11 protein-coding genes are annotated in these 12,052 nt (G+C 30.3%); all 11 read right to left on the bottom strand.

Annotated elements, in window-relative coordinates; all coding sequences use genetic code 11:
- Positions 1-202: 202 nt before the first annotated feature.
- Positions 203-979, bottom strand: a complete 777-nt coding sequence (locus ACTNBA_RS12425) for a pseudouridine synthase (protein ID WP_441074442.1) — start codon at positions 977-979, stop codon at positions 203-205.
- A gap of 550 nt (positions 980-1,529) precedes the next feature.
- Complete coding sequence (locus tag ACTNBA_RS12420) at positions 1,530-2,300, bottom strand: CsxC family protein (protein ID WP_441074440.1); 771 nt, start codon at positions 2,298-2,300, stop codon at positions 1,530-1,532.
- 313 nt (positions 2,301-2,613) lie between these two features.
- Complete coding sequence (locus tag ACTNBA_RS12415; RefSeq protein WP_441074438.1) at positions 2,614-3,426, bottom strand: CsxC family protein; 813 nt, start codon at positions 3,424-3,426, stop codon at positions 2,614-2,616.
- Positions 3,427-3,832: 406 nt separating this feature from the next.
- Positions 3,833-4,438 carry a methyltransferase family protein gene (locus ACTNBA_RS12410; RefSeq protein WP_441074437.1) on the bottom strand — a complete coding sequence of 202 codons (606 nt, stop codon included), beginning with the start codon at positions 4,436-4,438 and terminating at the stop codon, positions 3,833-3,835.
- Positions 4,439-4,651: 213 nt separating this feature from the next.
- On the bottom strand, positions 4,652-5,770 hold the full coding sequence (locus ACTNBA_RS12405; RefSeq protein ID WP_441074436.1) for a PQQ-dependent sugar dehydrogenase: 1,119 nt from the start codon (positions 5,768-5,770) through the stop codon (positions 4,652-4,654).
- Positions 5,771-5,923: 153 nt separating this feature from the next.
- The gene (locus ACTNBA_RS12400) at positions 5,924-6,298 is read right to left on the bottom strand and encodes a phage holin family protein (RefSeq protein ID WP_035130676.1); all 375 of its coding nucleotides are present in this window, start codon (positions 6,296-6,298) and stop codon (positions 5,924-5,926) included.
- A 105-nt stretch (positions 6,299-6,403) separates the two neighbouring features.
- Positions 6,404-7,339, bottom strand: a complete 936-nt coding sequence (locus ACTNBA_RS12395) for a DUF5692 family protein (protein WP_441074434.1) — start codon at positions 7,337-7,339, stop codon at positions 6,404-6,406.
- 287 nt (positions 7,340-7,626) lie between these two features.
- Positions 7,627-7,944: a histidine phosphatase family protein gene (locus ACTNBA_RS12390; protein ID WP_441074540.1), complete on the bottom strand. Its 318-nt coding sequence runs from the start codon at positions 7,942-7,944 to the stop codon at positions 7,627-7,629.
- A 122-nt stretch (positions 7,945-8,066) separates the two neighbouring features.
- Complete coding sequence (locus tag ACTNBA_RS12385; RefSeq protein ID WP_441074432.1) at positions 8,067-9,503, bottom strand: carbon starvation CstA family protein; 1,437 nt, start codon at positions 9,501-9,503, stop codon at positions 8,067-8,069.
- Positions 9,504-9,608: 105 nt separating this feature from the next.
- Positions 9,609-10,310 (bottom strand): LytR/AlgR family response regulator transcription factor, encoded by a 702-nt coding sequence (locus tag ACTNBA_RS12380; RefSeq protein ID WP_035130670.1) that lies wholly within the window; start codon positions 10,308-10,310, stop codon positions 9,609-9,611.
- A 4-nt stretch (positions 10,311-10,314) separates the two neighbouring features.
- Entirely contained in the window at positions 10,315-11,988 is a 1,674-nt protein-coding gene (locus ACTNBA_RS12375; protein WP_441074430.1) for a LytS/YhcK type 5TM receptor domain-containing protein, read from the bottom strand.
- Positions 11,989-12,052 lie beyond the last annotated feature (64 nt).

Below are 12,052 nucleotides of genomic sequence, written 5' to 3'. Positions count from 1 at the left end.
ATAGGCACTTAAAATCTTCCTTTCATATAACTTTCAATTTAGAAAATTAATTAGCAAGCAGTTATTACCATCACATTGTACCTCCTTAATTTTACTAATACAATTATATACAATACAGTATAATAAATCAATAATAATTTATATACCTCTATTATTCCATAAAGTATAATGAATTTATATCTATCTCCAAAAATTATAATTTTTACACTAACTTGTGAACTTCCTCTTCTGTTAGCATTCGATACTGGCCTTTTTCAAGGGTTTCATCTAAGGTTAACTCCCCAATAGAAATCCTCTTTAAATATACCACATAACAACCAACTGCCTTTAACATACGCTTAACTTGATGTTTACGTCCCTCTGAAATTGTAAGATATCCACAGACAATAGGCTGATTATAATGTTTTGATTCTATATTATAGAACTTTCCAATATCAGTTTCCTGTTCTAACTCTTCATAGTTCCCACATTTCACCACTTCAATTTTAGCAGGCTTTGTTAATGCTTCACCTTCTCCAATGGAAATTCCATTCTCTAATCTATCCCTATCTTCATCATCTAATGAACCCAATGCCCAAAAGAAATATTTCTTTTCGACATGCCTTTCTGGACACATTAATTGATGATCAAAATCACCATCATTGGTAAAAAGCAATAATCCTTCTGTATCTTTATCTAATCTTCCAACATGAAATATCCCATTTATATTATCCTCATGAAAAAAATCAAAGACTGTTTTATTATCAGCATCCTTTCTTGCAGTAATACATCCTGCAGGTTTATGAAACATATAATACACCTTTTCTCTATAATCAACTACTTTATCAAGATACTCAATGATATCGGTACTCTCCTTAATTTCCATTGCAGGCTCTGTTATCACTTCCCCATTTACTTTAACCTTACCTTCTTTAATATAATCCCTACTCTTTTTACGTGTCTCAACGAATGACCCTGCTAAAAATTTATCTAATCTCATGTTTATCCTCTTCTTTTCATATGTAAAATAATTTTAATTCTCTTTTCATAAGTAATTAGTAACTCTTTTAATATATAACAGTTTAGTCTATGAGTAAAGCTGTCAGTTTCTTAATAAGATAGTATTCCGATACATATAATCTAAACATAAACAGATTTCTTTGCTTCAGAGGGAGTTTTTTACTCCCTCTGAAGGTTAGAAATCGTTATCCAGGGTCGTAGCCGCTCTTTACTCCCACTTTGAAGAAGATGGGAGTATTAGAGCGGGTAGTCATCGGATAAAAATGGACTAAGGTAATAATAAATCATGTCTTAATCCACTATTTTTAAATAAACATGCCTTATCAAATCAATTTTCTTTCATTTAATAGAAATTAAATTGTGGTATTCAATTACAATATAACCTAATGAATATTTATCTATTCTTAAAAACAGACCCAAAACCTCTCTTAGTAGATTTTAGGCCTGTTTAATATTATCGAGTAATAAAAAGCTTTTACACTTATATTCATTTAGCAATGTTACACTTTTATATTTATATTATTTAATAATTATAGTGCTGCAATTTTTACCTGTTGTTCTTGTAGGACTTTTAGTGTTAAATTCACTACTATTTTTTCTGTGAATTCAGTAAATATTTGTTCTGCAGGAACTATGCAACTTATAGCTGGATTTATATGAATATCAACCTCAGCAATATCTGCTCTTACTAATTCAGTAAAAGGTTTTTCATTAAAGAATTCTGTAGAGAAAAAACTCTGACCACAAGGATTATGTCCAATTACGGGATCTGAACAAGCATTGCAACCTTGAAGTTTATCTGTAAAAAATTCTAATTCACTCTGAATGCTATTTTCAATAAAAATCGGTTCTCTAATAAAATTAATTCTTGTTGTAAAATTGAAAGGAACTTCAACTGTGCAACATCTTATATCTCCACAAACATTTGGACTTTCAATTATACTACAAGTTTTGGTTGCATACTCAATATTTTTTCTTATAAACCCCTCTATAAATAGTATTCCAGTATCAGGTGCACACTCTTGAAAAAATGGAATAATACGAGATTGAGTTAAAAATACATTTTTTTTAATTCGTTTAATTTCCATAGCTGGTTGGTCTAATGTGATAGTAGCTTCAACAGGAATTGTTATGTTTATCTCTGCTAATACAACTGGAATCTTAACAAATACAGGTCCAGATTTAATAACAACAGGTGTTACAGGAATTTGTTTAGTTAATGATTGTACTTTAGAAGTAATAGTTGCACAAGGATCTGCTACACATTCATAATCACTTGTATTTTTTTGGCTATCATTCATTATAAGATTTCCTCCTTATCTATCTAATTGTTAGTGTAAAGTTTTTTACACTAATTCTTTTTTAAAATTATATATATATATCAATGCCCCCTTTTTTTCTGTTATAATTGAATCGCAAAGCCAATCAAAACATCCAAAGGAAAAACATTGCTATGGATTCATGATATAAAGATATCTCATGCTTCCGATGAATCTTATATTAAGTATTGTCATGCTTGATAAAGATAATATTTCTCTTAAAAACAGACCCAAAACCTCTCTTAGTAAGCTTTAGGTCTGCAATATATCATTTAAATAAGATTAATTTTTCAATTTAATTCCTGCATGTTGCTTGTGTTGCTTCTGTTGCTGTAATTTCTACCTGTTGTTCTTGTAATACTTTTAGTGTTAAATTTACTACTACTTTTTCTGTAAGTTGAGTAAATACTTGCTCTGTAGGAACTGCGCAATTTATAGTTGGATTTGTGTGAATATCAACTTCAGCAATATCCGCTCTTACTAATTCAGTAAAAGGTTTTTCGTTAAAGAACTCTGTAAAGAAGGAACTCTGATCGCAAGGATTACGTCCAATTACTCTATCTGAACAAGCATCGCAACCTTGAAGTTTATCTGTAAAAAATTCTAATTCACTCGGAATGCTATTTTCAATAAAAATTGGTGGTCTAAGGAAAGCAATTCTTGTTGTGAAATTAAAAGGTACTTCAACTGTACAATGTCTTATATCTCCACAAACATTTGGAGTTCCAGCTGTCCTACAAGTTTTAGTTGCATACTCGATATTCTTTCTTATAAAACCTGCTATAAATAGTATTCCAGTATTAAATTGATCATCTTGAGAAAATGGAATAATACGGGATTGAGTTAAATATACATTCTTTCTAATTCGTTTAATTTCTATAGCTGGTTGGTCTAGTGTGATAGTAGCTTCAACCGGAATGGTTATATTTACTTCTGCTAACACAACTGGAATCTTAACAAATGCAGGTCCAGGTGCAATAACAATCGGAGTTATAGGAAGTTGTTCAGTTAGTGATTGTACTTGGGTAGTAACAGTTGCACAAGAATCTGTTGCACAAGAGTTTCCTACACATCTATTGTTATTTGCATTTATTTTATTGTCATTCATAATAACATTTCCCCCATTTTTTATCTAATTAAACTATAGTTAGTGAGACCTTATACTACATAATATATGAATTTCTACTTTTTGTTCATGTATAAATAAAAAAATTTCTTCTATTTAGTAAATGCAATCATAAGCCTGTTGAAGAAACTTTAGAGTATCTAAGATAAATAAACAATATCCTCTTTAAAAATTTATTTGCATAAACTCAACCCTTAAAATAAATAAAAAACTAGGTTTCCCTAGTCTTTTATTTATATTTGTTTCAATTCATATACCTTTAGATTTATATCATAAATTAAATACTATTTTAAGTTAAATTGAGCTTTCATTTCTAGTTTTCCATCTGAAAAAGTAAAATTAACATTTAATATTGACCCTATTTTTGTTACAAAACATCATTATACTTCTATAATAACAGATATCTTGGTGTTTTATTTGCATATTCATTATATTCCTTTTTAAATACTTCTTCCATATGTTTTTCTTCTTGAAGTATTTGTAGATGTATACCAACTACAACTAATAAACCTACAATTACGATAATAAGATTTGCATAGGTAATTGCAGCTCCAATAAACATCAAGTCCATTCCAACAAAGGCTGGATTCCTACTGAATCTATAAAGTCCTGAAGTTATAAGTGATGTTCTTGTTGATTTATCTATACCAGCTCTCCAAGAAGTTTTCATGAAAACCATAGCCAATATAAAGAGTGAAACTCCTATTAATGTAATAACCACTCCAATAATGCTTACTGTAAAGCCTTTCCCAAGTCCAACAAACCACTTTTCTGTAAATGATGGAAATAAAGCACTAATAGTCCAAATCCCTATCCCTGCAAAAGTCATTGCTTTTAGAAACCTTTCAATAATAAGACTTTCTTTACTTTTAGTACCTTTACCAAAAACATTAGCTTTAATGTTGTTTTTCTTTGATAATATTATTAGTTTACCCATATATGAAATACCAAATATACATAGTAATGTAAATGAAACTATCTCTATTAACCCCATAATTATTCCCACCTTTAAAATTACTTTCTACTAATATCATTTATATGAATACTTATTCATATGTTCATATAAATATTGTATTCTCACCTCTAATTCATGTCAATAGACTTTAGCAAAAATTTCTTATATAAAGGAAAACACACTGTACAGCAATAGGCAAAAATATATATCATATTATGAAAGTAAGAGTTATTATTATTGTAAATCTTATGTTCATTTTTGCTGGCTGCTCCTAATTGGAATAATCCTAATAATTCTATCATCACCTATATTAGGATTACCTCTTCCATCTCTATTACTTGTTGTTAGGTAAATCGCTCCATCCTTCCCCTGAATAATCTCACGTAAGCGCCTATATCTATTCTTCAACCATGAATCTACGCTATTTACTTTCGTTCCTTTTCCATTCAATGAAATAGTAAGTAGTTGTTCGCCACGTAAAGTAGCAACTAGTAATTTCCCTTGCAACGGTCCTTGTTCTACAAAGGCTATACCAGAAGGCGCCCACGTTTCTTCTTCACTGTGTATTAATGGCTTTTGCACTATAACTTCCTTAGAGTCTTCATTTCCTTGAACCAGAGGCCATCCATAATTAGCTCCTGGCTGTATAATATTTATTTCATCATGAGCGGTCTGCCCATGCTCAGAGGCATACAATATATTTCTTGAATTCCAGGCTAAACCCTGAGGATTTCTATGACCTAAGCTATAAACAGGTGAATTTACATTTGGATTATCTTCAGGAATACTACCGTCTAATTCTATTCGCAGTATTTTCCCTGCTGTGCTTGTGATATTTTGTGCCAATGCAGAATTACCTGCATCCCCCGTTGTAATATACAATTTTCCATCCGGCCCTATCTTTATCCTACCTCCATTATGAATCCGCCCACCAGGAATTTTATCAATAAGCACTCTGTCAATAGATGCCTTGTTATTATTTTCAATCAATCTCACAACACGATTGTGAAGTTGATTACCTTCTGCATATGAATGCATAACATATATATAATGGTTTTGAGAATAATTTGGATCTAATACAATTCCCATCAATCCCTCTTCCCCTTGGCTTACAAAGGGTGCACTAAATCTAATCAGTGGTTGTGGCAGAAGTTTACCACCTTCAATGATTCTAACTGCTCCAGACCGCTCTGTAAAATATAATTTACCTTCATTGCTTATATCTATGGCCCAAGGTACATATAAATTTTCAGCAATAACCTCAACTTCATAGGGAAGTTCCCTTGAAATACCTACCTTTACTTTCACTCTAGATACGTTATCTCCACGTAATATCATATTAGATAAAACATTGTAAATCTTTCTTTTCATGCTTCTATCCTCCAAACTTAAATAAATCATATATCATTGCACACTTTATTTATATTATTAAGTATTTATGTTAATGTTCCATTTTTACATAAATAAAAAGAACCCTATTTCTAGAGTTCTTCCTTTAATAATTTCAACATGATGTATTTAAAATTACATTGCTCTTGACGGAAATATAGCATCTATTACACCAATAACTAAAGCTGCTAATATTGCGCCTAGAAGAGATACCCTCATATTTGGCACTAAAAATTGTGCTACATATATTATTACAGCTGCAATAATAAAGCCTTTTATTCCTTTTCCAAAAGGTGATGCATCAACTCCCATGAATGCTTCTACGAAATAGTCTAATGCAGTTATTACAACTGCTGCAATTAGATATGACCATAATCCATAAATACTAAATCCTGGAGTTAAAAATGATGTTATACCTAAAATAATTGCAACTAATATCAATCTTCCTGCCCATCTTAAAATACTATTTCCACTAGAACCTTCTTTTCTTACCTCATTATTATCTGGCATAAGAATTCCTCCTTTAATAGAAAATTTAATTTCTTAAAGGTATTATGCCCATAAATTCCAAAAATATAATCTCCTATATCATATGAAATTATTATACTTTTTATATTATCTATTTTCTTCAATTACCTTCTTATAGGCTTTTGTTTCTACAAAAATTTCGTCTTTTAGTGGATTAAGTTTATTTTTATAAATCTTATTAAACTGATAAATTACTAATGCTACATTTGCTATTAAAGATAATAAACTTAAAATAAAAAACGCTTTTGGATTATGTGTAGTAGCTACAGGTGCTATACGATCTGCAAAGGAAGGTACTGTCATAACAAACATAATCCATAGGGCAAGTGTCTGTGCACGATGCTGTAACCATGCTCCTTTTTTGATAAAGAAAGCAGGTATGGTGCAAGAAAGTAACAGTGCCAAACCACAATAAAATGAATGGTCTGCTATACAATTATATGTATAGGCAAAATTCCACAAATCATATGCTATAATCCAAGGCCATATCATATCAGGCCATATCATATCCTTTGTTTTATCTTTAGAAATAAAAATACCAACCCATCCGCAAATGGCAATAATGTTTAGTAATCCAGCTATACCATTCATGATATTCCATGATCCTGACATTACCCAAAGATTGTCTACATATGCTCCGTTCCATGCACCATATGTAAAGCATTGAAAATCACGAATAGCTGCTTCGAGAATATTAATTGCCAAAATAAGTGGTGGAAAGCATAATACCCACTTCTTTTTAGCAAGTGATGGAATATAGCGAATAGCCATAAATCCAAGGCACCCTGCCAGTGCTGAGTAAGTTTTTACCCAGTTAAACCAAGTACCTGTTCCATATTCATTTCCTGGAGCTGCAGTTGTTGGCCAAACAAAAATAGTTAAACCTATAGGAACAATTAAAAAAAGTATAATTCCGCCCCATTTTGTTGAACGACCAAGCTCATTAAAAGCCATTAAGGCAAAAAGAATAAAAAGCCAAATAGCCCAACCTGTAAAATTCGTTGACTCATAAAAAAAGCCCATAATATTTCCCCCTAAAAATAACATTTGACATAATTCTATTATGTCTCTTCATAACAAGCAAAGATATGTAAATATTTAAAGTTTAAATATCTTTATCTGTTATCTTAGTAATTATATTACATATTGACTCTTTGGTCAAATATTTAAAAAGCTCCAAAACCCCCATGAACAGCACAACTATTTATATAGTTTTATATTTATATAGTTTCATATATAAATATTTTCCTATTTAAATATTTATATAGACATATAGTTTTATATACTCCTATTTCTCTATAGATCTAGGTTTATATTTCCCTATTATAATATAAATGCTCAACACTATTGCTCATAACTATTTCCCATTTTCCTTCTATATGCTCAATTTTGTGCGATAGTTTAGGTGACTTATTTGTCCACTTTATATTATTTAATATATAGTATAAAACATTTATTACTCCACCATGAGTAAGAATCATTATATTATCTTCTTCCATTCCTGCCAGAACTCCATTATTTATTTCTCTCCAATCACTACAATACTTCACTGGTATATTTAATTTACTTTCAATCTCCTTAGCTGTTTCAACAGCTCGTCTTAAATCACTGCTTATAATTTTATTAATGCTGTACTTTTCTTTCTTATAAAAATATATAAAAAAGTACCTATAAGCTAAACACTTTTTGTGTATCTAGCCTATAAGTACTTTTATTCCATTAGTATTTTTATAATGAACTTTATAGAATTTTAAATTTTACCTTTTGCTTTTGTTTCTACTTTTTTTGCTGCTATTAAGAAAATTACCATTGCTACAATTGCACTTACAATTCCTATTGGATATGAAATACTTTGAGAAAGCTTAAAGCCTTCTGGTGCAATTAAAATGTAAGATGTACATACTGCTGTCATAAATGTTGCTGGTATAGTAGCAATCCAGTGCTTTTTACCTTTAGTAACTAAGTACATGCCTGATGTCCATAATACTATTGTAGCTAAAGCTTGATTAGACCATCCAAAATATCTCCATACTATTCCAAAATCCATCTTAGTTAATATGAAACCTATCACAAACAAAGGAATACTAATTATAAATCTATTTTTAATAGGACCTTGGTCAAATTTAAATATATCAGCTATAGTTAATCTTGCACTTCTGAAAGCTGTATCCCCAGAAGTTATAGGACATGCTACAACTCCAAGTATAGCTAGTAATCCACCAACTTTTCCAAGTAGGCTTCCACAAATTTCATTTACTACCCAAGCTGATGTATGACCTTCTATTGCCATAGTAGCATTTAATTCAGCTACTCCACCAAAGAAGCTCATTGCTGCAGCTGCCCAAATTAATGCAACTACACCTTCTGCTATCATTGAACCATAGAATATTTTTCTACCCTGTTTTTCACTAGTTATACATCTTGCCATTAAAGGTGATTGTGTCGCATGGAACCCTGAAATAGCTCCACAGGCAATAGTTATAAATAGCATTGGAAATATTGGGTTTTTATCTGGGTTTGAATGCATATTAACCAAATTAGCTGGTATTATTTCTGGTATATCAAATCCACCAAAAATTAATGCACCTCCAACTCCAATGGCCATAACTAATAAACAAACTCCAAAAATAGGATATATCTTTCCAATAAGCTTGTCTATAGGAACTATTGTTGCAATAATGTAATACGCAAATATAAGGTATATTAATAATGTAATGTTTAATCCTGTTAATCCTTTTAATATACTTGCTGGTCCAGTTACAAATACAACTCCTACAAGAACTAAAAGTATTACTGAGAATACTCTCATAAAGTTTTTGAAGCCTTTTCCAAGGTATTGACCTACAACTTCAGGAATACTTGTCCCATCATGCCTTACTGAAAGCATACCAGAAAAATAATCGTGAACTCCACCTGCAAATATACATCCAAATACAATCCACAAAAATGCTGATGGACCCCACATTGCACCTGCAATTGCACCAAAAATAGGTCCCAAACCTGCTATGTTAAGAAATTGAATTAAGAAAATTTTGTATGCAGGCATTTTTACAAAGTCTACACCATCCTCTAGCCTTACAGCAGGAGTTTGAATTTTTTCATCTGCTCCAAAAGCCTTTTCCACAATTGCACCATAAATAAAATAACCTATAATAAGAGCAATAATCGCTAAAATAAATGATACCATTTGGACCCCTCCTAATTAATTATTTGTTAACAAAATTATAATATGTTTTTTAGGGGTTTATACGGTTTCATACATGAAAAAACAAAAAAAGCACATCAAGTGCTTTTATATGCCCATTATATGCTTAAACTCACCTATATTATTTCTACTTACGGGTATATCAACTTTCTCACCTTGTAATTTTAACATAAAGGTGTTGTTAAACCACGGAACTATCTCTGTAATTTTATCAGTATTAATAATATATGATCTATGACTTCTATAAAAGAGTTCTTTGGGAAGTTTTTTATAAAATTCTGAAATACTACAGTTTACATTATATTGTACTCCATTAATATAAATTAAAGTTTCTCGTTCCTTTGCTTCACAATAGGAAATATCTATTATATTTTTTACAATCATCTTATTATCTTTCCAAAGGGTTATTTTATTATTTATACTCTTTTTATCTGAAAGTTTATCAATTTTCTTTAATGTACTAACTATTCGTTCTTCTGAATAAGGCTTTAATATGTAGTCATAAGCTTGAATTTCAAAGGCATCTACAGCATAATCTTTATGGGCAGTAATAAAAATTACAAGGGATTGCTTTGGAAAATGATTAATAATTTTACATAATGCAATGCCATCTAGTTTTGGCATATTAATATCTAGGAAAATAATATCTGGTTTATTTTCTTCAATATATTCTAAAGCCTTAATAGAATCATCAAACTCATTCACTATTTTTATATTACTGAAATTGTTTATAAAATATTTTAGTTCTTCTCTTGAAGGAGATTCATCATCAACAATAATACAATTCATACCATCACTCCCTTATCTTACTTACATTGAAACTGATTCTAGTACCGCTTTTCAATGTTTCTATCTTTAATCCTTCACCATAAATATATTTTAATCTATTATGAACATTTGATATGCCTATTTTATTTTCTTCCATTTTATCTTCATAGACTTTTTCTATAATATCTTTTGAAATTCCAATTCCATCATCTTCAATTGTTATCATAATGTTGTCCTTAGAAACTTTTTTAACTTCAATTATTACTGTCCCTTCACCTTTACCTTTTAAAATACCATGTTTTATGGAATTTTCAACTATTGGTTGAATTATAAGACTTGGGATTTTAACATCTAAATCATCTTCAATATTATAAACTACATGAAGTTTCTCTCCAAATCTTGCCTTTTCTATTTCTACATATGCTTTAACCTGCTCTAGTTCTTTATAAATATCTACATGGTTCTCCCCTATATCTAAATTATACCTTAAGTAGGTAGATAAATTAATAATTAACTCTCTTGCTTTATTGGGATTAAATCTAATAAAGGAAATTATTGTATTTAGTGCGTTAAATAGAAAGTGAGGATTTATTTGGGATTGCAACGCCTTTATTTCAGCCTTATTTGCCATATTTTTCAGTTCTCCAAGCTTACTTATTTCTAGCTGGGTAGAAATAATTTGGGATAAGCCTACAGCTAAATTTATATTTCTAAAGGAAATAGCATTATCAGTACAATAATATATTTTTAATGTACCAATTACTTCATCCCCTTCTTTTAAAGGAGCAATAATTGCAGATTTTAAACTACAATTTAAATTAGGACACTCAATCTGATTTGCATTTGTTAGAGAAAGCAAATTCCCTCCTCTAATAACCTTTTTTGTAGCCTCTGTTATAATTTTCTGGCCCTTTATATGGTGGTCAGCTCCTACTCCTACGTGAGCTAATATATTTTCTTTATTTGTTATAGATACTGCATCTGCATTAATTGATTCCCTTATTATTCCGCATATCTGTTCTAAGGAATTTTCATTCATTTCTCTAAAATACGGTAAGGTTTTATTTGCAATCTCCAAAGCGATTTGTGCTTGTTTTGCTGCAATTTCTTCCTTTTCTTTAAGTATTTTTTGAATTATCAATATTAGAATTGCAATTCCAATAGCATTAGCAAAACTCATAGGAAAATATATGCTCTTTACAATGGTTAAGGCATTGCTAAAGGGATGTGCCATTGTAAGTATTAGAATCATTTCTAAAATTTCAATTAAAAGTCCTCCAAATAACCCGTAAAACCACTTGTTATTTTCATTTGATTTACTATATATTAAACCTGCAACTATTCCCGAAATTATAGTAGTTATTGTGCATGGTATTGATGTAATACCTCCAATATCTACAAGCAATCTATGAACTCCAGCTATAATACCTGCCATTGTCCCTACAAAAGGTCCGCATAGTATTCCCCCAGTCATTACACCAATAATTCTAGTATTAGCAATGGCTCCATTAACCTCTGTTCCTGTGTAGGTTCCCAAAATTCCAAAGGCTCCAAAAATTATTGAAAGCACAATTAGATCTTTCTTTTTAAATTTATCCTTCTGTACTATTTTCTTAAAGCTCCCTAGTCTTGAAACAAAGAAAGCAATAAGGATTATATACCCTAAATTATTCGTAAGATTTCTTAGTAATTCAACCATTAAAATTAACTCCATTTCACTAAATGCATATTTTAAAAACATATATCGAATATTTTACCAGTTG

This window comes from Clostridium sulfidigenes (assembly GCF_052067195.1).
Taxonomy (GTDB): Bacteria; Bacillota; Clostridia; order Clostridiales; family Clostridiaceae; genus Clostridium_J; species Clostridium_J sulfidigenes.
This window is presented reverse-complemented; position numbering and strand designations above follow the sequence as displayed.

Excerpts from the sequence above, each read along its gene's own strand:
- ACTNBA_RS12380 (WP_035130670.1), bottom strand. The coding sequence starts at position 10,310 with ATGAATTGTATTATTGTTGATGATGAATCTCCTTCAAGAGAAGAACTA.
- ACTNBA_RS12385 (WP_441074432.1), bottom strand. The coding sequence starts at position 9,503 with ATGGTATCATTTATTTTAGCGATTATTGCTCTTATTATAGGTTATTTT.
- ACTNBA_RS12420 (WP_441074440.1), bottom strand. The coding sequence starts at position 2,300 with ATGAATGATAGCCAAAAAAATACAAGTGATTATGAATGTGTAGCAGAT.
- ACTNBA_RS12405 (WP_441074436.1), bottom strand. The coding sequence starts at position 5,770 with ATGAAAAGAAAGATTTACAATGTTTTATCTAATATGATATTACGTGGA.
- ACTNBA_RS12425 (WP_441074442.1), bottom strand. The coding sequence starts at position 979 with ATGAGATTAGATAAATTTTTAGCAGGGTCATTCGTTGAGACACGTAAA.
- ACTNBA_RS12375 (WP_441074430.1), bottom strand. The coding sequence starts at position 11,988 with ATGGTTGAATTACTAAGAAATCTTACGAATAATTTAGGGTATATAATC.
- ACTNBA_RS12395 (WP_441074434.1), bottom strand. The coding sequence starts at position 7,339 with ATGGGCTTTTTTTATGAGTCAACGAATTTTACAGGTTGGGCTATTTGG.
- ACTNBA_RS12415 (WP_441074438.1), bottom strand. The coding sequence starts at position 3,426 with ATGAATGACAATAAAATAAATGCAAATAACAATAGATGTGTAGGAAAC.
- ACTNBA_RS12410 (WP_441074437.1), bottom strand. The coding sequence starts at position 4,438 with ATGGGGTTAATAGAGATAGTTTCATTTACATTACTATGTATATTTGGT.
- ACTNBA_RS12400 (WP_035130676.1), bottom strand. The coding sequence starts at position 6,298 with ATGCCAGATAATAATGAGGTAAGAAAAGAAGGTTCTAGTGGAAATAGT.